Origin of the sequence: Oceanobacillus sp. J11TS1 (assembly GCF_018333215.1) — a bacterium.
GTDB lineage: Bacteria > Bacillota > Bacilli > Bacillales > Amphibacillaceae > Oceanobacillus.
The window spans coordinates 1-25,100 of record NZ_BORO01000009.1; the positions used below are offsets into that span (position 1 = coordinate 1).

The window sequence follows — 25,100 nt, forward strand, 5'->3', positions numbered from 1 at the left end:
TATACGTATTTTCCCTAATGAAGAATCAGCATTTCGTCTGATTGGTTCTGTATTGATGGATTGTGAAGAGAGAATGGATACAGGTGGAAAGAAATTCATTTATCGCACAAAAAGCTAACCGTGGCACACCGCGCCACGCGAAAATTTTATTTGTTAGGAAGGGGTACCCCTTCCTAACAAATAAAATTCAATCAATACCTAATGTGAGTTGAAAACATATAATCAATTTTACACATAAATAAGGACTTGACTTTTTTCTGTAGCGGGTTCGGGATTAAGTTGGAGCGACTTTTCAGTTTTCTGAGCGGATTCAGCTTTGGTTGGAGCGACTTTTCAGTTTTCTGAGCGGATTCAGCTTTGGTTGGAGCGACTTTTCAGTTTTCTGAGCGGATTCAGCTTTGGTTGGAGCGACTTTTCAGTTTTCTGAGCGGGGTCAACTTTGGTTGGAGCGACTTTTCAGTTTTCTGAGCGGGGTCAGCTTTGGTTGGAGCGACTTTTCAGTTAATGTATTTCAATTTACTCTTTTTAATGAAAGGTTTTAAAACTAGTTACCTTTTCATTACCATAAAATAAAACGGAGCTTATCAATATAGCAATATCGATAAGCTCCGTTTTATTTTCTAAAAAGTTACACCCACTTTGTCGTAATAACTTTCTTTCTCGTATAAAATTGTAACCCGTCTTTTCCGTTTGCATGCAAATCTCCATAGAAAGAATCTTTCCATCCTGAGAATGGGAAAAATGCCATTGGCGCAGGCACACCGATATTGACACCAAGCATTCCAGCATCGATTGTTTCACGGAACTGACGAACGTTTCCCCCATCTCTCGTGAAAATGCAAGCGCCATTTGCAAATCGGGATTGATTCGTTAGATTGATTGCATCGTCTAAATCTTTTACACGGGCAATGGATAATACAGGTGCGAAAATTTCATCTTTCCAGATAGTCATTTCTGATGTGACATTATCAAATATCGTCGGGCCGACAAAATAGCCCTCTTTTTTAACCGCCTCATCTTTTCTACCGTCGCGAACCAGTTTCGCTCCTTCTTTTTCTCCGGTTTCAATATAATTTAATGTTCGTTCTTTATGTTGTTCACGAATTACCGGTCCAAGGAAAATTCCGTCGTCCAAGCCGTTGCCAATTTCAATTTCATTGGCTTTTTGGGTAAGGAGCGATAAAAACTCATCAGCAACGGAATCCTCCACTGCTACTACAGAAGCAGCCATACACCTTTCTCCTGCAGAACCAAATGCTGCGTTCATGATTTGCGTCGAAGCATTATCTAAATTGGCATCACTTAGTACGATAGAATGATTTTTGGCACCAGCTAGCGCTTGCACACGTTTTAGATTGTTCGTCCCACGTTTGTAGACATATTCTGCAACAGGCTGGGATCCGACAAAGGAAATCGCCGCTATTTGTTTATGATCTAATAAAGTGTTTACGACATCATGAGCACCATGAACGATATTAAACACGCCAGCTGGTAAACCCGCCTCTTCTAATAACTCTGCTAAACGATTCGCTAAAAGTGGTGTACGTTCCGATGGCTTCAGCACAAACGTATTTCCTGTTGCAAGTGCCATCGGGAACATCCAGCATGGCACCATCATTGGAAAGTTAAATGGAGTAATTCCACCAATGACACCGATGGGATAGCGATACACACCAGATTCCAAGTCCGTTGCAATCGATGGAAGCTGTTCCCCCATCATTAAGGAAGGAGCACCAGCAGCAAATTCGACATTTTCAATCCCTCGCTGCACTTCTCCATATGCTTCCGTATAGCTTTTTCCATTTTCAACGGTAATTAGTTTTGCTAGTTCCTCCCAATTATCAACGAGTAGTTGTTGATATTTAAATAGGATTCTTGTGCGTTTAGGTACAGCTACATCTTTCCATGATTGAAAGGCCTCGTGAGCAACTTGGATTGCATATTCCACATCCTCTTGGGTTGAGATAGGTACATTTGCAATAACCTCGCCAGTCGCTGGATTATACACAGGTTCCGTTTTATCTGTCTTTGCTTCGATCCATTTTCCTCCGACGTAGTTCCTTAATTCCTTTACCATTGTTTGTGTCAATTGAAGTCCTCCCTTATACCTTAATAAACATTTTAGTAATCATTTCGCTGTTGTTTCATGAAATACCTTTTTCAAGACAGAAATTATAAAATCAATATCATCATCCGTACTAGACAGTGGCGGACTAAGTGCCAAAATATTGTTATAGCCAGCGACGGTATCGCCGTTTTTACCAATAATTAAACCATTCTCCTTGCATGCAGCGATCAATCCGCCAACAAAATCTTGGGATGCTGGCTTTTTCGTAAGCTTATCTTCAACGATTTCAATTCCAACGATTAAGCCTAATCCACGGGCATCACCTACAAAATCAAGCTTTCGGAATGCATCCAAACCATTTAAAAGGCGATTTCCTAACTCTACAGATCGATCAAATAAATTTTCCTTTTCCAAGATTTCAATATTTTTGAGTGCCAAAGCACATGCAGCCGGGTTCCCTCCAAATGTATTCACATGACGAAAATGACTATTTTCTTCGCTATCCTTGAAAGTTTCATAGATGTCTTTTCGAACAGCTGTAATAGATAATGGAAGATAAGCACTCGTCAGCCCTTTTGCCATCGTGACTATATCCGGCTTTATATTAAAATGCTGATGTCCAAAAGCTTTTCCTGTTCGGCCAAAACCGCAGATAACTTCATCGATAATAAGCAAAACACCGTGCCGTTTACAAATTTCTTGCACTTGTTCTACATACACAGGATGTGGGATCAGCACTCCTCCGCCTGTGATGAGCGGCTCCATAATTACTGCTGCAATCGTCTCTTCCTGTTCCCAAATGATTGTTTCCTCTATTTCTCGCGCGCGTTCTAAATTATATTCCTCCACAGATATCCCTTCTGGTTTACGGTAATTATCAGGAGGGGCAACATGTAAAAAACCTGAAGATAGCGGTTCATATTTATATTTTCTTAATGCTTGACCTGTTGCTGACAATGCTCCCATCGAACTGCCATGATAGGCACGGTATCGTGAAATAACTTTATAGCGTGAGGTGTCTCCATTCTGCTGGTGATATTGACGGGCCATTTTGAAAGCAACTTCATTCGCATCGGAACCACTATTGGAATAAAAAATGACATAGTCTCCATCAAGCATTTCATTTACCTTTTCTGCAAGTTCAATAGCAGGACCATGGCTTTGCGTCATTGGAACATAAGCCATTTTCTTAATTTGCTCATATGCGGCCTGCGCTAACTCTTCACGGCCATATCCCACATTGACACAATAGAGTCCCGACATTCCGTCCAAATATCGTTTCCCTTGATGATCTGTAATCCAGGAACCTTTTCCTTCTTCCACAATCATTGGCGGATTTTTTTCACTATACGGAGAAATATGATGCCAAACATTCTGACGATCCCTTTCCACCAAAGATTGTTTTTTCTTTACAGATTCCATTCCACCTTCTCCTTTCTGTACTTCCATCATTTACAAAACGTCTTATTGAGAAGCATTTTCGGAACTTAAACCTTTGGAACTTGACATAATATTAAGTATATTACATAGTTTATTTTATAACCTTTCCATTTAGTTTTCATTTTACAAAGTGTCAAATATTTCGAATTATACTTTAACGAAATGAAGGGTGGCAAATATATTGGAGAAATGGAGTATTCAAGTAAAAGATGTTCTTTCCAGAGATTTATTTCGAAATGCTGTCGTTGTTGCCGGAAAAGGCGGATTAAACCGCGAGATTAAATGGACACACATATTGGAACTAGGAGACATCGAATCTTTCATTAATGGAGGCGAATTAATTCTAACTACAGGTTCTGGAATTAAATTCGATTCTCCGGATGGACTTCACCACTTGGACAAATTGGTAAATAAGAATGTCGCAGGGGTATGCATTGAACTGGGTACCCACATCAAAGAAATTGCACCTGAGATTATTCAATATGCCAATGATCATGACTTACCTTTCATTATCTTCGACGAGATTGTTAAATTCGTAGACATCACACAAGACCTTCACACAGTAATCATTAATCATCATCACCAAATGCTGAGCCAGCTTTCTAGTTTTTCAGAGAAATTTAATGAACTTTCCTTATTACCAAATGGAACCTTAAATATTTTGAAAGAGCTGTACGCACATTTCTATGCACCTGTCTTATTTGTATCAGATGACGCAAAAGCCTATTATTACCCTCCGATGATCAAAGACCATGCGCAATGGATGAAAACACGAATTAAAAATATTAAGAAGCCGACCCCCTATACATGCTATAAATTGGACAAGAATTATTACACGATTTTTCCTATTAAAGGGCTGGGACATACTTGGGGATATTTATGTTTACAGATAGAACACGAAAAGTTAGATGAATTCTCTTTTTCCATAATTGATCGCGCAGCATTAGCAATTGCACAAATAATGCTTCGAAATAAGACAATCGAAGAACGAAAACAAAACCAAGAAGAAGAGATTGTCAGAAAGATGTTAAGCGGGAGAGACCTTGATGTTAGTGAGATTCAAAAAATATTGCCCTCTTCAGCAAAGAACCTATATTATCGTTTATTTTTGATTGAGACGAACACCTTTAATTTAAATAATAAAGAAGAGAATTGGGAAGAAATGAAATTACAGCAAGCAATGATTATTCGCTCATTATTTAGGAAGAACGGATTTATGCCAGCTGTATCTGTCGGACGAAATGAAATTGCCGTTATTGCTGCCTTATATCATCAAAAGAATGCCCAAAAATATACGAACCGATTTATAGATATTATTAATGAATTAAAGAACAGCCAACAAAAGGATATTTTTAACGGGAATCAGTATACTTTCGGAATCAGTAATGTCCATGTTGATTATGATACTTCTCATCTCAGTTATAAGGAAGCAAAAGATGCGATACTTATTCAAAATGCTAATTTAATAGAGACGTATTTCTATGAAGAAATTGGTGTCTATCGCTTATTAATAGAAATGTATAATAGCAACAAACTTGAGGCATATGTGCAAGATTATTTAGGTCCTCTTTTACAATATGATAACAAAACGAAAAGCAATCTGCTCTCCACACTTTCTGTATACCTAAAATGTATGGGGTCCAAAAAAGAAACCGCTAACAAACTATTTATTGTTCGACAAACTTTGTACCACCGTTTAGAAAAGATTGAAAAGCTACTAAGAACAGATCTTGCGGAGCCAATCAACCGACAGGCGATTGAGCTGGCATTGAGTGCCTATTATCTATTAAACCAGACATCGCAAGAGGAATCGCATTCTATAAAAGAACTTAAATAGCTTAGGATGGGATGCTCCTTTTAAATTAATAGACACATTGTAAATTAGATCTAGTCCACTTTTAACATTATGATGATTGTTGTTATTTAGTTGTTTCATTATATTCAAAGGTAATTATATTTTTTTAAAATAATATAATCTGATGCACAAAGGGGGGGAACGGTTAATCAATCAAACATAAAGAAACACATAATGAAATAAGTAAATTCCGTTAGTACAGTTTTTTTACAGTTAGTTTATTTTAAATAAGCGAGCAACACCTGTTTAGTATCAATTTTGATTTTCACCATTTAAAAGGGGATGGATCTATGTTCAATTTACCTCTAGAAACCGTATTATTCATGCTGCCTTGGCCATTAATATGGGTGATACTAGCTCTCGTTATGTATTTTAAATTGCGACGTGACGAAAAACTCGAAGATCAGAGCGAATAAGGAATAAAGTGATAACAGAAAGGAACTGATTACTAGATGAACTTAGACATTATCATTTTTTTCACCTATTTATTAGGGATGCTAGGAATAGGTTTATATTTTACTAAAAGCGCTTCTGCATCTGCTGATCATTATTTATTAGGAAACCGAAAAATTGGAGCCCCTGTCACCGCAATCAGCATGCAGAGTTCGTCAATGAGTGGGTTTATGTTCATGGGCGGCCCCGCTCAGGCCTTTCAAGAAGGCTGGCATGCATTATGGTATGCCATAGGGGATGCCGGTGGATCCATCGTCAATTTATCTGTATTGGGAAAAAGGATGCGAAGGTTGTCCCAACTACTCGGAGCACTTTCACCGATTGAATACTTGGAGAAACGTTTTGAAAGCTTTGGAATACGTGTTTACGGAGCTATTATAGCGATAATCTTTCTTTTCGCTTATGCATTCGCTCAGTTTATTGCTGCTGGTAAAGCATTATCGGCAATGTCAGGTTTTTCATATGAGTGGGCGCTTATCCTCGGTGTTGGTGTTATTATTATCTATACAGTGGCTGGCGGTTATCTTGCTGTTGCTGTGAGCGGATTTATCCAAGGAATTATTATGCTAATTGGGGTTACAGCTATCGGTATTATGGTACTGCCTAAAGTTGGCGGTTTGTCAGGCTTAAATGCACAACTAGCTGCCATTGATCCAACTTACCTAAGTATTTGGGGGAAAGATCTGATTTATTACGGTCAGTGGGGCGTTATTATAGGAGCTGTACTCATTTATGCTATTGGCTATATGGGACTCCCTCATGTAACAGTAAGGCATATGTCAATGCAAAGCGCAAACACTACAAAAAATGCAATTATATGGTCCGCTGCCTTTAATCAATTATTTACATTTACTCCTTATATATTAGGTTTGTCAGCTATTGTTATTATGCCTGTTGTATCAGATCCTGAAATGGTTATTCCAGAACTCGTATATACATTCTTCCCAGGTATATTGGCTGCCATTTTACTTTCAGCTATTATGGCTGCAATAATGTCTACTTGTGATTCCTTGCTTATGCAAGCAGGCACAACACTTTCACGTGATATTTATCATCGTTTCATCAACAAAAAAGCCAGTCATAAGCAGTTACTTTTAGTGTCCAGGCTATGCATTTTCGTTGGCGGTATTATCGGTATCATTGTCGCGACCTATGAACCTCCAACTGTATTTGCTCTTGTCGTGTTTGCCTTTGGTGTACTGGGAAATACATTTCTTGTTCCCTTTGTTGCCTCCGTCTATTCAAGGAAAGCGAATAAAATAGGAATTCTTTGTGCGATGATTAGCGGTTCTATAATAAATATTCTTTGGGAGATATTGGCCTTACAAAATGCTAGCGGACTACATCCGTTTTTAGCTGGTCTAATTGCTTCTCTTATTGCCATGTTCATTGGAAATCAATTTGGTACACCTCCTTCAGATCCTATTTTAGAGGCGTATGACTTAGCAAAGCAAAACAAGAGGATTCCAAAAAAATTAGAAAAAGGGATTTTTGAAGACCTTGCCCCTGAAGCACGCAATATTTCTAAGTTCATTCAAACCCAAGAGGATCCCGAATTAGTGACAAAAAGGAAAAGAGATAAAAATTTCGAAATAGAACCTGAAATTGATTTAAGGTTAGAGGGGTAGTCTGCTTTGAGTGCTAAAGTGTTTACACAACCTGTAGAATTTAATAAAGACCAAATTGAATCAAGTTTTAAGAAGTTACATCCTCATTCTAATTTTATTGCAGAACGTGTCATCTACTATCCTTATTATTATTTTAGTTATAACATAAAAGCGAAACGCCTTTTCCTTCCTTTAAATGAAAAAGTAGGATGTGCCATTGACTCGATTAGCGGCAGAGGATCACTTATTGATTACAAGCCAAAATGGAAAGAGCTTGAAATTTCAATTGAGCAACAGATGCCACAAACGTACACCTTGAAGGACTGTGCTTCCTTTTCTGAATCATTCATTTATCGTTCCTTATCTTTAAAAATGAGGATGATTTCATTTAAAGAACTAAAGAGAGAGCAACAGCAAATATTTTATCGTCCTTACTGGGTGGTTTGGAACGAAAAAGATGGTTCGTCAGATTTCATTGTTGACGGTGTATCGGGACAATATCATCCTTTATGAAACAACAAAAACAGGTAGAGGTTTCCTTTCCTATACCTGTTTTTGTGACTATTCAATCCGCCGTTAAGTCCAGAACAGTCTGCAAAACCACGTTTACCCCACGTTCACAATCTTCCCAGGAAGTTAGTTCATCTTCTGCATGGCTTTTTCCGTTAACGCTTGGCACGAAGACCATAGCAGCAGGTAAATAGGTCGCAATAAATTGCGCATCATGCCCTGCACCGCTTGCCATCCGTTTATAGGAGCAGCCTAAGGTTTTGCAGGACTCCTCTAAAGAGTCTACCAGTTTATCATGAAACCATACTGTGTCCCGGTCCCAAAGCTTCGTTACCGTTACGTCACATTTTTCCTTGGCGTCCGTTTCCGTTAACCCTTGAATGATGTCTTCTACTTGACTGATTACAGCCGCTTCCTTATGGCGTGCTTCAAGTGTAAACACTACTTTATTTGGGATAACGGAATGAATATTCGGGTTCACATTCATCCTTCCAATCGTATAAACGAGTTCGCTATCTAATTCACTCATTTTCTCCCGTATTTCATTAATTAAGTTATTGGCAGCAAATAAGCTATCTTTTCTCATTGGCATTGGCGTAGTTCCCGCATGATTGGATTCCCCGGTTACTTCGATTTCGTAGCAGCACATGCCAACCACACATTCTACAACCCCAATATCAATGGATTCATTCTCTAACACAGGTCCTTGTTCAATATGCAGTTCCAAAAAGGCCTCTGCTTCTGTTAAACGATTTTCTTTACTGCCTTCATATCCGCTTTCTTTTAAAGCTTTTGCAAAGGTTACACCGTTTTTATCGGTTGACCTAAGCATTGCACCTTTATCAAACCTTCCAGACATTACTCCGGAAGCCATCAGCGAAGGTTCAAATCTTGCTCCTTCCTCATTGGTAATATTCGCTACCACCACAGGAATCTGCGGCCTGATATTATTTTCAACCAAAGTTCTTACTACCTCAAGCCCCGTTAAAACACCTAACACACCGTCAAATCTCCCGCCTTTTTCCACGGAATCTAAATGCGAGCCGATAACAACTGGGGGTTTATCATTATCCACCCCTTCCAGCGTTGCATACATACTGCCCATATCATCCCATTTCACTGTCATGCCAAGTTCTTCACAGACGTTTTTAAAATGGTCTCTAACTTTTATATCCATTTCGGATAATGCGAGACGGGTTACCCCATTCTTTTCGGTTCTTCCAAAATCCGCAAACGCTTCAACAGTTTGTTTTAATCTTTCTCCATTAATTAACACTTTTTGTTTTTCCACGATATCTCCCCCTGCGTTTATTGTTTTTGGAGTTGATGTTTCATTAGCAGATTCGTTATATATTTTCTGCTATCAGCGTTTCTTAACAGGACAGACTGCTTGTGTGGTAAGCCCTCTTTTTCCCATTCTACCCTATCCCCGTCCAGTGTCCCTACAATCGAAGTGATTTTATAATTATTTTTAACCAACTCATCAATAAGCTGTTTTTCTTGTAAAAACGTTTGGTAACTCGACAATGAAAAACCTCCTCTTCGTTATCATTCCGCTATTTTGCAACGACTTCATCCTTCTCTATCTCCTCATCTATCGACCAATCCCGGCCCACAGTAATACCTAGATATTTTTCATCATCCGGATCCGTAATTTCTGCTTGCGGGTATTTGTGGAAGTACCAATATTTGTTCAATACATAGTAAACTGCTGCCGCAACCACAAAACCAACAATAAAGGAATAGTTCATAAAGATTAAAGCAACGACACCGCCAATGAACCAGGAAATAAATCCAACAATGTTAACTCCGCCATGGAATCGATATTGTCCACGATTTTTGTATAAGTCAGGAACGTTCACTCTTCTTTTTCGGAGTAAATAGTAATCTGCAAATAGGATGCCGCTAACCGAGGATAGGACGGCACCAATAATTAAAAGTACTTGCGTGAGTATTTCATAGACGCTCCAAGGCTGAATGACCGTCCCGACAATACCAGCAACAAAAACAGCGACAGCATGGGAAACCCTTGGACCTAAAACATTAGAGAATACAGCAGCAGCCGGTAACACATTTGCAGCTGTATTAGTGGACCACTGTGTCAACACAATCATGAAAAGTAACATCGCAAGCATCCATCCAGATGCCGTTTCTTGCAGTGCTGTAACTGGATTGGAGGTCCCAGCAACAATAAATGCTGCTGCCCCAATCATAATCATAAATGCTTCTGTTAGAGGAAGAGCGACGAAACTGCCAATTAAAGTTGTTTTATTCCGTTTAAACCAATTTCTCTCATGTTTAGGGGCTTTGAAATGGCGTGATATCGTTGGTATATCGCAACCTAGCGTTGCCCAAAAACCCATGTTGGCAAAAAGAACTACCATAAACGCTGTAAATGCAGCTCCCCCAGTTACCGGGCTTGCCACCCACGACCAGACATCCGCTCCTTGTGCTTGAATGTCAGCATGTAACGTTTGATAAATAATCAAAGACATCACAATAATGATTGGTGCCGCTACATCTGCAAAGCGTTCTACCCATTTAATCCCGGAAGCTGTATTGATAAGCTGGACAAGCGCAAACACAATGTAACATAACAGCCAATTATCAAATCCGGCAAACATCGTATGCAGTATCGCATTAATAGCTGTTGCCCCAAAATAAGTGTTAATCCCGAACCAAAACGATGCGGTAACTGCCCTCGTTAAAGAGGGAATATGCGTACCTACAGTTCCAAACGGCGCCCTCATATAAACCGGGAAGGAAATACCATGTTCTACTCCAATATCGCCAATAATGGTAATAAACGCCCCAATCGCAATACATCCAATCAACGTCGCTAAAACAACCCATGGCAGGGATATGCCCTGGATACCTGAAGCACCGATATCAAAAGTTGCCAGCAGGATGGCCATTCCTACCCACATTGCAAAAAAGCCCATTACTCCAATCTTCCGCTCATTGTGCTTAACCGGAAGCAAATCGGGAGACTTTAAGTACGAACTACTTTTACCCTTTCCCTGCAATGCCATCGCCTCTCTCCTCTTTGATGAATCCAAAAAGCTGCTTCATACCTCTCGTTCCACAAGCAGCTATGGATTATTTTATTAACTTTTATGAAAAGCTATTTCCTGCTCGTTCGTTCGCGAAGAATCAAATTTTTTTCGTTTTAAGAACTTTCCTGCCCCTGGTTTGGCAACTAGCTCTTTATCCTTGATGACAAACTCCCCTCGGGATAAAACGGTTACCGGCTGCCCAGTTACTTTCATTCCTTCCAAAGCATTGTAATCGACGGCAGAATGATGTGTATGAACGGATATCGTACGTTCCACATTCGGATCAAATAGGACGATATCCGCATCCGTACCCGGAGCAATCGTTCCTTTTTGCGGGAATAAACCAAACAGTTTCGCTGCCTGCGTCGAAACGATATCTACAAATTGATTAATGGAAATACGTCCTTTTTTCACGCCTTCCGAGAAGAGAATGCTAAAGCGATCCTCGACAAATGGACCACCATTTGGAATCTTTGAGAAGTCTCCTTTTCCTAAATCCTTTTGTCCATCAAAATCGAAAGCACAGTGGTCAGAGCCAATCGTTTGCAGCTCTCCGCTTTTTAAAGCATTCCACAATACTTCCTGATGAGATTTATCGCGTAGTGGCGGAGACCATACATATTTCGCTCCTTCAAAATCAGGCTTTTCCAAATAAGTTTGGTCAAGTACCAAATATTGCGGACAAGTTTCTCCATAAACAGAGAACCCCTTACTTCTAGCTTCAGCAATTTGCTCCACCGCTTCTTTACAAGTGACATGCACGACATATAGTTGTGAGTTAGCGAGTGCCGTTAGTTTTGCTGCACGGCCAGTTGCTTCGCCTTCCAGTTCTGGGGGACGAGTTAAGGCATGATAGATTGGATCGGTGTTGCCTGCTTTTAATGCTTCTTGGGTTAAATGTTCAATTACATCTCCATTTTCTGCATGGACCATCACTAATCCGCCGTGATCTCTAGCAGTAACTAAGGTTTGGAAAAGTGTTTCATCATCTGCTTGTAAAACATTTTTGTAAGCCATAAACACTTTAAAGGAAGTAACCCCTTCCTCTTCAATAACAGAAGGAATTTCCTGTAAAACATTTTCGTTTGCTTCTACGATTTGTAAATGGAATCCATAGTCAATCACAGCCCTGCCTTCTGATTTGGCATGCCATATTTCAAGAGCATTTTTTAGTGTTTTACCTTTTTCTGTTAAACAAAAATCAATGATTGTTGTGGTCCCTCCATGTGCAGCCGCTATGGTTCCGCTTTCAAAATCGTCCTTGGTTACGGTCCCGCCAAATGGCATTTCCATATGCGTATGCGGGTCAATTCCTCCAGGGAAAACATAAAGACCAATTGCATCAATAACTTCTGCATAAACGTCACTTAAATCCTGTCCAATCGCCTTCACTTTTTCATCTTCAATTAATACGTCCGCTTGATAAGTGTCTGTCGCTGTGACAATGGTTCCATTTTTAATTATTTTTTTCATCTATGAATCCTCCTTGAGAAATTATTGTTATACTATTTACTGTTTTTCAGCATTTGAATGGCTGTCTGCCGGTCATTCCAAGACATTGGCGGTTCGGTTGGAGTCAAGTCTATCATGTCAATTGCACCATCTACCGGACAAACGATGGAACATAGATTACATCCGACACAGTCCTCCTCTCTAACTCTCAAAATGTCATTCCCATCTGCATCTGTAAGCATGTCGATACATTGATGGGACGTATCTTCACACGCAATATGGCATTTATTACAGTTAATGCACACATCATTATTAATACGGGCAACCACTTTATGATTTAAATCCAAGCTGCTCCAGTCCGTATACTTTTCGACAGATTTCCCAATAATGTCACTTAAAAAATCGATCCCTTTTTCATCCAAATAATTTTCCAAGCCCTCTGTTAAGTCATCAATAATACGAAATCCATGATGCATTGCCGCTGTACAAATTTGTACACTCCCCGCACCCATCAACATAAATTCCACCGTATCCTGCCACGTGGAAATCCCTCCAATTCCGGATATCGGGATATTAACCTCCGAATTCCTCGCGCATTCCCCAACCATATTTAAGGCAATTGGTTTTACTGCTGGTCCGCAATACCCGCCATGAGCCCCTTTTCCGTTCACATTGGGAATCGTGTTCCATGTCTCTAAGTCCACACCTATTAAACTATTTATCGTGTTGATCAAACTGATTGCGTCTGCGCCGCCTCGGGCAGCAGCTTTTGCGGTTGCTGTTATATCGGTAATGTTTGGCGTAAGCTTCGTAATGACCGGGACCTCAGCCGCTTCTTTGGCATACATCGTCGTCCTTTCTACTAGATCCGGATGTTGTCCAACTGCCGACCCCATTCCCCTTTCAGACATCCCATGGGGACAGCCCAAATTTAATTCAAACCCATCAACTCCGACGTCTTGAACTCTCTTTACAATCTCATGCCATTTTTCACGTTGAGGTTCTACCATTAAAGAAGCAATAATTACCCGGTCTGGAAATCGTTTTTTGGTTTCATAGATTTCTTTTAAATTATCCTCTAATGGTCGATCTGAAATTAACTCGATATTGTTGAATCCAGCAACACGCTGTCCGTTAAAGTGGCTTGCACCAAAGCGTGACGTTACATTTAATATTGGCTCACCTAATGTTTTCCATACAGCCCCTCCCCATCCAGCTTCAAAGGCACGCTGTACTTGGTACCCCGTATTAGTCGGGGGAGCAGATGCCAGCCAGTACGGATTAGGTGATTTGATCCCAGCAAAATGGATACTTATATCAGCCATTTACATCCTCCTCATCTAAAAATCTATTATGCGCTCTCTGTTACAGATTGCTTGAAACGTTCATGAATCGCCAATGCCGTATCTTTTCCTTGCTGTGCAGCAGTCACGACCATTGCTTCTCCAATCCCTTTTCCAAAAATCACGTCTCCGGCAGCATATACTTTGGGATTAGACGTTATAAACGTTTCTGGATCAACTTTCACTACCCCGCCCTGATGTTCCAAACCAAAGGCTTCAATCATTTTCATATGTCTGGTTTGTCCAATCGCTTTCACAACGATATCAACATCCATCAAGAATTCAGAGCCTTCTATTTCCACTGGCCGAGGTCGTCCATCCGCCTCTGATGCTTGTAATTCCATTTTCACACACTCGATTTGTTTTATATGACCCTTCTCATCGCTGATAAAACGTTTCGGGTTGGTCAGCCACCTAAATTCCACGCCATCCTGTTTCGCAAATTCATATTCAAAATCATAGGCAGTCATTTCCGCTTCTGTTCTGCGATAAAGAATTTTTACATTATCCGCACCAAGTCGAACCGATGTCGTCGCCCCATCAATGGCTGTATTTCCTGCACCAATAACTGCAACACGTTTCCCGGCAAATTCCTCTGGATAATCACCATTCTTTGATCTTTCCACCAAATCTATGGCATCGTAATTTCCTTCTAATTCCTCTCCCTCTATTCCCAGCATCGGGACTTTGGACATCCCAATGGCAAGCACCACTGCATCGTATTCTTCCACAAGATCCTCAGCAAAAATATCCTTACCTACCTCGGTATTCGTCCGTATTTCTACTCCTAAATTTCTCACTTGTCCTACTTCCCAGAGAGAAATATCTTTTGGCAGACGGAACGGAACAATACCAAAAGTGTCTAGCCCTCCCGCTTCACTTTTCGCTTCAAAAATAGTTACCTCATAACCTAATCGAGCCAATTCGCGAGCTGTTGATAAGCCAGCAGGTCCACTCCCAACAATGGCGACCGTTTTCCCATTCTTTTTGCCAGCTTTAAATAGAACTTCATCATTTTTAATGGCCCATTCTGTAGCAAATCGTTGTAAATCCCCAATAGGTATCGGTTTCGTAGAGTAATTTAATACACAAGCACCTTCACATAATTCTTCGGTAGGACAAACTCGTGCACAACTAGCTCCAACAGGATTTGAATCCATAATCGTAGTTGCAGATCCCTTCAAGTTCCCAGAAGCAATCTTTTTAATGAATCCCGGGATATCAATCCCTGTCGGACACGCAGTAATACAAGGCGCGTCGTAACAATATAAACACCGATTCGCTTCATCCAATGCTTCCTGGGAATTAAAACTTGGTTTAGATTCCTCAAAATTCGCTGCTAGCACCTCACCAGATATAAGATTCTTTAATAAATCACTCAAGAAACAAACCTCCTTTATAAAAAGATGCATTTAAACAATTGAAATCGAACATTACTATATACTTATGCGGCAAACTATGAGCAAATTACCATTTCAACTAGAGCTGTGTTCTTTGTAAAAAATAGTTTTTCTCAAGAAAATAATGATTTAAATCGTTGATGTTAAGAAAAATCGAGGAAAGTGTGATGTAATAGATTCAATGATTAGGACGCACTCTTACTAGATATTATTCACCCAACTAGTATTATAAAATCAATAACATTCTGATTCATTGGACAAATAGTAAAACAGTCGTTGAATTAATTAGTCGAACTGTTAATAAGAATAATAGCGGGAAATATTTTAAACGCATTTGCAAAGATTTCATAAATTGGTTACAATTTAATTGATAATTATTATCAATTATACTGTATAGGAGATTATGCAATGAATAGAACAGAGCTTGCGAAAATAATTCGTGAACGTCGCGCAATCAAAAGTGGATACAATGATAAAAAAGTAACAAAGGAAACGGTTATGCAATTATTAGAGGAATCCATTTGGGCTCCTACACATGGGATGAGACAGCCTTGGCGCTTCTTATTTGTTGATAAGGACCACCTTCCTAGTTTTGCCAAAAAAATTGCCTCTACCTATCCTAAAGAAATACAAGCAAATCGTGAAAATTATTTGAATGAGCCAAATGCCATCCTTGTTGTGATAATGGAAACTTCGGATATTCCAAAACAATGGGATGAAAACTTTGGTGCCGTTTCAGCTATGATTCAAAACTTCTGGCTACTAGCCTGGGAAGAAAAGCTCGGTGTTGTCTGGAAAACGAATCCGCATATCTATGATGAAAAAGTAAAAGAAATCCTTAACGTAAAAGAAAACGAAAAAATAGTCGGTTTTATACATATGGGTTATTTTAATGAAATCCCTCAAGGAAAAGAACGTATTCCATTAGCAGAAAAATTTGAAGTATTTAAAGGTTAAAATCAGATAATTATATTTTTTTCTATAATTCTATTGACAACTGCCTGTCTCTTCGTTTAATATTGATTTCAATAATAAATGATGTGGCGATGATGAAGAGTAGTAATTATAATGAACTCTAAAGAGAGCTGATGGCCGCTGCGAATCAGTGAGTATTCTTATAATGAATGGACTTCGGAGCTCCAAACCGAAACGTAATCGGAGTAGGCTTTGGCGACATGGTTTCTCGTTATGGAAACTTAGAAGATGTTATAAAATGAGTGTTCAAAAAGGTGGAGAAATTCACAGTCCTTTTCATGGAACTTACCTCATGATACATTTTCTTTAGAGTGAGCTGTAAAACAGCTAATAAAGGTGGTACCACGGTCCCTCGTCCTTTTTATGGATGAGGGACCTTTTTGATTTTTACAGACGAATATCATAAACGATGACGAAGAGTAGTAAATGATTCATTATGTATTACAGAGAGCTGATAGCTTGGTGGAATATCAGTATACAGGGATCATGGAATGGACTTCTGAGTGTTTTTCTTAAAAAGAGGCATAAGCTCCCTTGAGTAGGAAAAAACGTATTTCCGACGTTATACGGATAGGGTATCGGATTCTTTCCAGTACCTGATAAAGATAGAAGGAGAAAATCTTTCTTAACAGAGGTGGCACCGCGAGCCCATCGTCCTCTATAAGCACAGCATGTGTTTATAGAGGACTTTTTTATTTCCCAAATGTTAATAACAGAATCTTCAAATCTAAAGGAGCGATTAATAATGACTGCGCATGTAACGCATCAAACCTATTCCATCGATGGATTAATTCCTGTTCAAGTTTTTCAAATTTTACCAAAAGCAAAAAAATATCTGTTGGAAAGCAGCTTTCCACATGAAGATAAAGGACGCTATTCCTTTATTGGACTTCATCCCTATCAGGAAATTATCGGTCGCGGAAAAGAAACGATGCTCATCAGCACTTCACATGTAGAGCCGCTGGTCGTACATCAGCACGCATTACATTTTTTACAGGAAATTATGCCAAAACTTGAATTACCTATTCCTCTCCCCTTCTACGGCGGAGCAGTTGGATATATTGGTTATGATACCATTCAATCTTTTGAAGATATTGGCCCGACCCCGTTGGATGATCGGGGAATGCCAGACATTCATTTGATGCTCTTTGAAGATACCATTATTTTTGACCATGAACAGGGTGAACTGCATATTATCGCGATTGATCGCAACGGCGGAACAGAAGATAATCGCAAGCAACGTATTGAAATACTGAAGCAATATATTGATCAGGCAAAAAACACTTCCCTTCCTGTTCCACAAAAATATGCTTTTACACCGGAAATTGAGCAAAGTATATTTGAAGAAAACGTAGAGATTGCTAAAGGTTATTTGAAAAGAGGAGAAATTTTTCAAGTAGTATTATCTCAGCGATTTTCAAGAGAGATTGAAGAAGACGAGAGAGATTTTGGCCTGTCCTTCTATGAGCAGTTACGAAGGCAGAACGCCTCCCCGTATATGTTCTATATTGACTTTCTGGATTATACCTTACTAGGCGCTTCTCCAGAAAGCTTAATCCAAACAAAAGGAACCCGCGTGATAACGAATCCGATTGCCGGAACAAGAAAACGAGGGCAGAACGAACAAGAGGATCAGTTATTGGGGGAGGAACTGCTTGCAGATGAAAAAGAGCGTGCCGAACACCGAATGCTTGTTGACTTAAGCAGAAATGATTTAGGGCGAGTTTGTGAGATTGGCAGTATCGAAATTCCGGTCTATATGACAATTGAACGGTACCAGCATGTGATGCATATCGTTTCGGAAGTAGCTGGCAGATTACGTGCGGATTATTCCGGGATTGATGCACTTATTTCCTGCCTTCCAGCTGGAACCGTATCAGGGGCACCGAAAATACGCGCCATGCAAATTATTAATGAATTGGAAACTGTAAAACGTGGACCTTATGGCGGCGGGGTTGGTTTTATCAATTTTGAGCATGATGTACTTATTGCCTTAGCCATCCGGACCATTATCATTCAGAATCAAAGAGCTTATTTTCAATCTGGAGCAGGGATTGTATATGACTCTATTCCTTTCAACGAATATATGGAAAGCCTTAACAAAGGAAAATCTTTTATGGAGGTGCCCGAGTATGATTCTATTAATCGATAACTATGATTCTTTCACGTATAACTTATATCAATATGTTTCAGAATGTGGCGTGCATGTTGAGGTTATTCGCAATGATGAAGTCACCCTGGAAATAATTCATAAACTCAAACCCGAAGCCATTATTATTTCTCCTGGACCAGGGTCACCAAAAGATGCGGGAAATTGTATTGACATCGTGCAGGCTTTCCAAACGCATTTGCCAATACTGGGAATCTGCTTAGGCCATCAGGTTATTATCGAAGCACTAGGCGGGAGAGTTATTCAAGCTTCTACGATTAAACACGGGAAAACATCCATTATGCAGCATGATGGTTCGGGACTATTTCAAGGGCTTAACAATCCGGTGGAAGTCATGCGTTACCATTCCTTGACAGCAGAACAAATCACTGTACCATCTGCGTTACGCATCACAGCGACAGCCATTGACGATGATGAAATTATGGGAGTAGCACATGCATCCTATCCAGTCTATGGGCTGCAGTTCCATCCTGAGTCGATTGGCACACTGGAAGGAAAACAAATTGTCTCTCATTTTGTAGAAGAGGTAACAAAACAAAAGGAGGAAGCAATCCAATGAAACCGCATTTTAATCAATTACTAGAAGGCACCGACTTATCTTTTGAGGAAACGAAAGCCTTATTTAATGCCTGTTTCCAGGAAGAAGTAACAGATACAGAACTTGCGGCAATCCTAGTCGCTTTAAAAATGAAACAACCGACGGCAGATGAACTGGCTGGCTTAGCAGAAGTGATTCATACTAATTCCCCGTTCCAATTTGATTTGGCTATACCAGCCATGGATAACTGTGGAACGGGCGGAGACAGATCTAACAGCTTTAATATCAGCACCTGTGCAGCTTTTGTTTTAGCAGGTGCCGGCATCACTGTCGCTAAACACGGAAATCGCCGTATTTCCAGCAAGACAGGAAGTGCGGATGTATTAGAGGAGTTAGGTGTTTCCCTCAATTTAACAAAATCGCAAATCAAATATATATTGCAGGAAAATCAAATTGCCTTTTTATTCGCGCAGCATGTCCACCCAACATTGAAACAAATCGCAGGAGTCCGTCAAAAACTGCGCACACCGACTATTTTTAATTTAGTCGGTCCTTTAACCAATCCGGTTGCTCTAGATTCTCAGCTTGTTGGCGTTTATTCCAATGAAGCATTGCCGGTTGTAGCAAAATCTCTTAAAACACTCGGCCGAAAGCGGGCTCTTGTTATTCATGGAGCAGGTGGAATGGATGAAGCTTCTTTGCAAGGTGAAAACAGATTTATTTTGCTGGAACAAGGTGAATTAAAAGAAGGAACCATCCATCCAACAGAAGTCGGTTTATCCGTTTACTCTAATCAAGAAATAGCAGGGGGCGACGCTAAACGCAATGCAGAAATATTGCTTTCTGTTTTAAACGGGGAACCAGGAGCTTATCTGGATACAGTCCTGTTTAATGTAGCGATTGCACTATTTGCTATCGGCCATGTCGATTCCATAAAAGATGGTGTGGAAATTGCCAGAAACAGCGTGTACTCTGGAAACGCAAAAGCAAAGTTAGAAACGCTCATTCAATATAGTCAGGAAGCTAAACAAGAGGTGGTTTAAATGACTTTTTTAGAAAAAATTATCGATAAGAAAAAGCAAGAAGTTGCAGAACGTAAGCTACAAACTGATTCAAATTATGTTCGCAATAATCCGATATATTCTCTGTATGAACGCGTACGGGGGGCTGATCATTTATCCGTAATTGCAGAAATCAAACGCGCCTCCCCTTCCAAAGGGGCGATCCAAATGGACGTAAATATTCTCCAACAAGCAAAGAAATACGAACAGGCTGGTGCAGCTGCTATTTCTGTATTAACCGATGAGAGCTTTTTTCATGGTTCACTGGAAGATCTAAAACAAGTCAGTGAAGCTGTTTCCATTCCTGTTCTCTGTAAGGATTTCATTATTGATGAAATTCAAATTGACGATGCTAAAAATGCAGGAGCATCCATTATTCTCTTAATTCTTGCAGCACTTCCGCTTGAACGGTTCCAGCAACTTTATAACTATGCAACTGAACAAGGCTTAGAGGTGCTATGCGAGGTGCATCATGCGGATGAATTAAAGGATGCATTAACCGTCAACCCGAAAATAGTCGGAATAAATAACCGAAATCTAAAGACTTTTGAGGTTGATCTGCAAACCACAACGGAACTTACGAAGCAGCTGGATAAGGAAGGTCTTACCATTATTAGTGAAAGCGGCATGCGTACAAAAGAAGATGCAGAACTTGCTAGGGACGCTGGTGCCAATACCATTCTAGTCGGCGAAACCCTCATGCGCTCCAGCAATGTGGAAAAGGATATGCAGGAGCTGCAAGTACCATTATCCGCATCTACGAAAGGAGCTTCCTGATATGCTCGTCAAAATCTGCGGGATCACTTCGCTTGAGATAGCGGAAGTCGCCGTCAGGGCGGGAGCAGATTTTCTAGGATTTGTTTTCGCCAAAAGCAAGCGGGAGATTTCAGTGGAGCAAGCAAGAAAAATTATTAACACATTGCCCGAACACGTTAAAAGTGTCGGCGTTTTTGTAAATAAAGATATTCTGGAAGTGGAGGACATTGTTCACAAGACCGGAATGGATTACGCACAGCTTCATGGGGAGGAATCTGTTGAAGAAGTTAACAGACTTACGTGCCCCGCCATAAAATCGCTACCGGGAACAGAGGCTGGTTTAAATAAAGCGGCGCAATATGAGGCTGCTTCTTACTTATTAATGGATAGTCCTCCCCTTCCCCATGCACACGGTGGAAATGGAATTTCGTTTAACTGGTCCATTTTAGAAGGAAATTCTTTTTCAAAAAAACTTATTTTAGCCGGCGGGCTGACACCTGAAAATGTTGGTCAAGCGATTCAGCAGGTTACCCCGATTGGTGTGGATGTTTCCAGCGGCGTTGAAACAAATGGTAAAAAAGATCCAGCTAAAATAAAAGCATTTATCCAAGCGGCAAAACAAAAATAGAAAGGGATCGATAATATGCAATCATATACATTTCCAGATAAATTAGGTAAATACGGAGAATTTGGCGGCAGGTATGTACCTGAGCTGTTAATGCCCGCTGTGTTAGAGCTTGAAGAAGCTTATGAAGCAGCAAGAAAAGACCCGTCTTTTGAAGCGGAGTTAAACAACTACTTGACTGAATACATTGGAAGAACAACGCCATTATACGAAGCAGAACAGCTAAGCAAGCATTTAGGCGGTCCAAAGATCTACCTGAAACGAGAAGACCTTAACCATACTGGCGCTCACAAAATCAACAATACCATTGGGCAAGCACTTCTAACTTTACGTATGGGCAAAAAGAAAGTCGTTGCAGAAACTGGAGCTGGTCAGCATGGGGTTGCTACAGCGACGGTTTGCTCCCTGCTTGGCCTGGAATGCATCGTTTTTATGGGAGAAGAAGATATCCGCAGACAGAAGCTCAACGTATTCCGTATGGAGCTGTTAGGAGCGAAAGTCGTCGGTGTCTCCCAGGGAAGCGGAACATTAAAAGATGCTGTTAACGAAGCATTGCGCTACTGGGTTAATCATGTTGACGACACGCATTATATTATCGGATCCGTTGTTGGGCCGCATCCCTTCCCGCGTATTGTCCGGGATTTTCAATCTGTTATCGGTTCCGAAACGAGACAGCAAAGCCTGGAAAAGCAAGGAAAACTTCCAGATGCAATCGTTGCCTGTGTAGGTGGCGGAAGTAATGCAATGGGGATGTTCTATCCTTTTGTTGAAGATACAGAGGTTGCCTTATATGGTGTAGAAGCTGCAGGGAAAGGCGTAGATACCAATGAACACGCAGCCACTTTAACTGGCGGGTCCCCGGGAATGCTGCACGGAACGTTTACTTATTTACTTCAGGATGAAGACGGACAAATTCAGGAAGCAGCCTCTATTTCTGCCGGCTTAGACTATCCGGGAATAGGGCCAGAGCATAGCTACCTGCATGATACCGGGCGAGTTGCCTATCCTTCGATTACGGACGAGGAAGCATTAGAAGCATTTCAGCTGCTCGCCAAATTAGAAGGAATTATCCCTGCGTTGGAAAGTGCACATGCTGTTGCATATGCATGTAAGCTTGCTAAAGAAATGTCTCCAGAGCAGTCACTGGTTATCTGTCTTTCTGGGCGAGGGGATAAAGACGTAGAACAAGTCAAAGCAAAACTGGAGGAGGATTCCAATGGGAAAGCATAAATTAGAAAGTACATTAGAGAAAATAAAATCAACTGGAAAACCTTTGTTCATCCCGTATATGATGGCAGGTGACGGAGGAATTGATCAAATCAATGAACGAATTCATTTTCTAGAAGAGTCGGGGGCATCCGCTATCGAGTTAGGTATTCCCTTTTCAGATCCGGTTGCAGACGGACCTGTTATTCAAGATGCCGGACAGCGTGCTTTAGCAAATGGAACTACCTTAAAAATTGTTCTCGAGGAGGTACGTAAACAAAAAGATTCGCGAAACATCCCGATTATTTTAATGACCTATATTAATCCCATTTGGAATTATGGCTATGAGCAGTTTGCGAAAGACTGTGATGCAGCAGGCGTGGACGGCATTATTATTCCTGATATCCCAATGGAAGAGGAGGTAGAAATCGCAGCGCAGCTTTCTGCGAGCGGAATCGCTTTTATCCGTTTAGCAGCAATGACCAGCCCCGATGAACGGCTGGAGAAAATTGCTCAAACTTCAGAAGGATTTCTCTACGCTGTTTCCGTTAACGGCACAACTGGGGAGCGTGCCCAGCATGAAGAAAGAACGCTTAGCTATTTAAAGAAGTTAACCAAACAAAGCAAGGTTCCTGTTCTAGCAGGCTTTGGCATTTCCAATCCAGAGCAGGCCAAATCTTTAGCTGCTTATTGTGATGGCGTCATTGTCGGCAGCAAGATAGTTGATTTCTTTCATCAAGGGAATCGGGGAGAGATTGAGAAATTAATTGGAGATACGATTCATAGCTAGGTTTGGTTTATAGTCTGGTTTGGGTTTGGAGTTCGAGTGAGGATTGGTTGGTTTTGGAGCGGTTGGGACTCGGGTCGGAGCGGTTTAGTATGATTTTGGAGCGACTTGGACCCGAGTTCGAGCGGATTTGCTGATTTTGGAGCGGTTTGGGATCGGCTTCGAGCGGTTTAGCTTATTTTGGAGCGCATATGCCTATTTTCGAGCGGTTCCTAGATTATTTTTGATTTCATTTCTTATAAATGTATGTTTGCATTGATATAAGTGTCGAGACAACCACTTTTCCACTGCATAAACTATATTAGAATCCAGACAACGTTGTCAGTGATTCTACCATCACAACAACCCATGCCTTGAGGGAGCTGTTTTTTATATGTGCAGCTCCCGTTTTTTATCATAGTATAAGATATGAGCAGTTTTTTGGTAGGGCGAGTAACCTTATTCCAAAACGATAGAATAAATTAACATAAAATTTTTACGTAACAATACGAAAAACCTTAGCTGCTCCATATACAGCTAAGGTTTTTCATATATTATTACACTTCCAAAACGGAGAATAAAGCCATTTCCTTTATTCATCCTTAAATTCTAGCTGATACAAATCAAAATAGTGATACTGTTTCATAGCGTCCTCTGCTTGAATAATTCCTTGATACACATTTTCCCCTGTTTCCATATCAAATGCATTTATGGAAATATCAGCCACTGTCAATGTGGAATATGCAGGATATACTATATAGAAATAACCATTATGCATGTTTGTTAATGGATATACATCTTCTTGGTTAACTTCTAAATCTCCATTTAATACATTCGCATCAAAAACCTCTTTTTCTTTCAGGTTCTCATCGTATTTCATTAAAGTATAATTTTCACCTTGAAGCATTCCTGAATAAACAGCGCCATCATAGATTTTTACAAAGTCACTGCCGTATGCATTTGTTTCCAAATCCACAGACTTGATTGTGTCCCTCTCTATATTATACAGTTGGAGTTCATATTTGAGTGGAACATCTTCTACAATCGTGCCATTCTGATCTTCTTTATATTCTTCATAGATATACAGATAATTCATTTCTCCATCAATCAGGCCACTGTCTTGATACATTAAAGAAGTATATATTCCTTCTTTTAACGGAACATCTTTTTCCGGGAATTTTATATCTTCTATTGTTTGATCATTTATATCAATGATCAGAATAGCATTTTCATCTGTATAAATATCTGCAGTCTCATCATACTGCCCTTCCATATAAACTTGGACATATAATTTATCTTTATTGGCAGTGACAGAGTTTATACCGTATATTTGATGCGCTTGTTCTTCTATTGGAACTTCAAATTCTGTTACATCTTCCGTTTCTTTATTTAGAATTTCTACATGCAGGTTACTCTGCTCACCCCAATTTTGAACCTCTTCATTTACATAAATCAGCTGATTATCTGTTTCAGTGAAATTCTCAATCCATTGGTTTTTCCCGCGCATAAAGCTTCGGTACTCGTCGATATATTTTTCTATTTGTAAATCCTGATAGGTACTGCCGAAAAACCCTCTTGGCTGTTCTATTCTCTTTGACTCATCAATAGATAACTGAAAAGGATCTGCCACCATTCTGCCGTATGCGCTTTGTCCTTCTCCAAATATTAGAACATCTTTGACAACTTCTTCATCTCCAGAAACGGTTTTCCAATTAAAAGCAACCTCTTTCTTATCCACCAAGTAAAAACCAATGATGATAACGGAGATGAAAATTAATGCAATATATGTTATCCAATAGCGTTTTAAATGATTCATCTC

The 25,100-nt window shown here is 40.1% G+C and carries 20 protein-coding genes and 2 other annotated features; of the genes, 11 read left to right on the forward strand and 9 right to left on the reverse strand.

Annotated elements, in window-relative coordinates; translation table 11 throughout:
• Positions 1 to 628 precede the first annotated feature (628 nt).
• Both KI343_RS08995 and KI343_RS09000 read right to left on the reverse strand, forming a co-directional pair.
• Positions 629 to 2,089, reverse strand: coding sequence for a CoA-acylating methylmalonate-semialdehyde dehydrogenase (locus tag KI343_RS08995; protein WP_212926088.1), 1,461 nt, complete (start codon positions 2,087 to 2,089; stop codon positions 629 to 631).
• A gap of 39 nt (positions 2,090 to 2,128) precedes the next feature.
• Positions 2,129 to 3,517, reverse strand: a complete 1,389-nt coding sequence (locus KI343_RS09000; RefSeq protein ID WP_374705427.1) for an aspartate aminotransferase family protein — start codon at positions 3,515 to 3,517, stop codon at positions 2,129 to 2,131.
• A gap of 172 nt (positions 3,518 to 3,689) precedes the next feature.
• Here KI343_RS09000 and KI343_RS09005 point away from each other — a divergent pair, with 172 nt between their 5' ends.
• From KI343_RS09005 to KI343_RS09015, 3 genes are all read left to right on the forward strand, one after another.
• Positions 3,690 to 5,345: a PucR family transcriptional regulator gene (locus KI343_RS09005; RefSeq protein ID WP_212926089.1), complete on the forward strand. Its 1,656-nt coding sequence runs from the start codon at positions 3,690 to 3,692 to the stop codon at positions 5,343 to 5,345.
• Positions 5,346 to 5,815: 470 nt separating this feature from the next.
• Positions 5,816 to 7,444 carry a sodium/proline symporter gene (locus KI343_RS09010; RefSeq protein WP_212926090.1) on the forward strand — a complete coding sequence of 543 codons (1,629 nt, stop codon included), beginning with the start codon at positions 5,816 to 5,818 and terminating at the stop codon, positions 7,442 to 7,444.
• A 6-nt stretch (positions 7,445 to 7,450) separates the two neighbouring features.
• Positions 7,451 to 7,936 carry a hypothetical protein gene (locus KI343_RS09015; protein WP_212926091.1) on the forward strand — a complete coding sequence of 162 codons (486 nt, stop codon included), beginning with the start codon at positions 7,451 to 7,453 and terminating at the stop codon, positions 7,934 to 7,936.
• A gap of 52 nt (positions 7,937 to 7,988) precedes the next feature.
• Here KI343_RS09015 and KI343_RS09020 read toward each other — a convergent pair whose 3' ends face one another.
• The 6 genes from KI343_RS09020 to KI343_RS09045 form a co-directional block, all read right to left on the reverse strand.
• Positions 7,989 to 9,224, reverse strand: a complete 1,236-nt coding sequence (locus KI343_RS09020) for a Zn-dependent hydrolase (protein WP_212926092.1) — start codon at positions 9,222 to 9,224, stop codon at positions 7,989 to 7,991.
• A gap of 17 nt (positions 9,225 to 9,241) precedes the next feature.
• Positions 9,242 to 9,460, reverse strand: coding sequence for a hypothetical protein (locus KI343_RS09025; protein WP_212926093.1), 219 nt, complete (start codon positions 9,458 to 9,460; stop codon positions 9,242 to 9,244).
• A gap of 29 nt (positions 9,461 to 9,489) precedes the next feature.
• A complete protein-coding gene (locus KI343_RS09030; RefSeq protein WP_212926094.1) occupies positions 9,490 to 10,965 on the reverse strand; it encodes an NCS1 family transporter in 1,476 nt (491 codons plus the stop codon).
• Positions 10,966 to 11,040: 75 nt separating this feature from the next.
• Positions 11,041 to 12,462, reverse strand: coding sequence for a dihydropyrimidinase (gene hydA / locus KI343_RS09035; protein ID WP_212926095.1), 1,422 nt, complete (start codon positions 12,460 to 12,462; stop codon positions 11,041 to 11,043).
• Positions 12,463 to 12,494: 32 nt separating this feature from the next.
• A complete protein-coding gene (gene preA / locus KI343_RS09040; protein ID WP_212926096.1) occupies positions 12,495 to 13,766 on the reverse strand; it encodes an NAD-dependent dihydropyrimidine dehydrogenase subunit PreA in 1,272 nt (423 codons plus the stop codon).
• Positions 13,767 to 13,792: 26 nt separating this feature from the next.
• Positions 13,793 to 15,166 carry an NAD(P)-dependent oxidoreductase gene (locus KI343_RS09045; RefSeq protein WP_244856874.1) on the reverse strand — a complete coding sequence of 458 codons (1,374 nt, stop codon included), beginning with the start codon at positions 15,164 to 15,166 and terminating at the stop codon, positions 13,793 to 13,795.
• 426 nt (positions 15,167 to 15,592) lie between these two features.
• Between KI343_RS09045 and KI343_RS09050 the strand changes: the two genes are divergently transcribed.
• From KI343_RS09050 to trpA, 8 genes are all read left to right on the forward strand, one after another.
• A complete protein-coding gene (locus tag KI343_RS09050; RefSeq protein ID WP_212926098.1) occupies positions 15,593 to 16,141 on the forward strand; it encodes a nitroreductase family protein in 549 nt (182 codons plus the stop codon).
• Positions 16,142 to 16,221: 80 nt separating this feature from the next.
• Positions 16,222 to 16,522 (forward strand) — a binding site (T-box leader).
• A gap of 37 nt (positions 16,523 to 16,559) precedes the next feature.
• Positions 16,560 to 16,821, forward strand: a binding site (T-box leader).
• Between the two features lie 83 nt (positions 16,822 to 16,904).
• On the forward strand, positions 16,905 to 18,311 hold the full coding sequence (gene trpE, locus KI343_RS09055) for an anthranilate synthase component I (RefSeq protein WP_212926099.1): 1,407 nt from the start codon (positions 16,905 to 16,907) through the stop codon (positions 18,309 to 18,311).
• Positions 18,292 to 18,888, forward strand: a complete 597-nt coding sequence (locus tag KI343_RS09060) for an anthranilate synthase component II (RefSeq protein ID WP_212926100.1) — start codon at positions 18,292 to 18,294, stop codon at positions 18,886 to 18,888. The genes trpE and KI343_RS09060 overlap by 20 nt, the downstream gene beginning before the upstream one ends.
• On the forward strand, positions 18,885 to 19,910 hold the full coding sequence (trpD, locus tag KI343_RS09065) for an anthranilate phosphoribosyltransferase (RefSeq protein ID WP_212926101.1): 1,026 nt from the start codon (positions 18,885 to 18,887) through the stop codon (positions 19,908 to 19,910). Before KI343_RS09060 ends, trpD begins: the two co-directional genes overlap by 4 nt.
• On the forward strand, positions 19,911 to 20,705 hold the full coding sequence (trpC, locus tag KI343_RS09070) for an indole-3-glycerol phosphate synthase TrpC (RefSeq protein WP_212926102.1): 795 nt from the start codon (positions 19,911 to 19,913) through the stop codon (positions 20,703 to 20,705).
• A gap of 1 nt (position 20,706) precedes the next feature.
• Positions 20,707 to 21,312: a phosphoribosylanthranilate isomerase gene (locus tag KI343_RS09075; RefSeq protein WP_212926103.1), complete on the forward strand. Its 606-nt coding sequence runs from the start codon at positions 20,707 to 20,709 to the stop codon at positions 21,310 to 21,312.
• A 15-nt stretch (positions 21,313 to 21,327) separates the two neighbouring features.
• Positions 21,328 to 22,539, forward strand: coding sequence for a tryptophan synthase subunit beta (trpB, locus tag KI343_RS09080; RefSeq protein WP_212926104.1), 1,212 nt, complete (start codon positions 21,328 to 21,330; stop codon positions 22,537 to 22,539).
• On the forward strand, positions 22,526 to 23,305 hold the full coding sequence (gene trpA / locus KI343_RS09085) for a tryptophan synthase subunit alpha (RefSeq protein WP_212926105.1): 780 nt from the start codon (positions 22,526 to 22,528) through the stop codon (positions 23,303 to 23,305). The genes trpB and trpA overlap by 14 nt, the downstream gene beginning before the upstream one ends.
• 568 nt (positions 23,306 to 23,873) lie before the next feature.
• On the opposite strand, the gene KI343_RS09090 is transcribed toward trpA, so the two are convergent.
• The gene (locus KI343_RS09090) at positions 23,874 to 25,097 is read right to left on the reverse strand and encodes a hypothetical protein (protein ID WP_212926106.1); all 1,224 of its coding nucleotides are present in this window, start codon (positions 25,095 to 25,097) and stop codon (positions 23,874 to 23,876) included.
• Between the last annotated feature and the right edge of the window lie 3 nt (positions 25,098 to 25,100).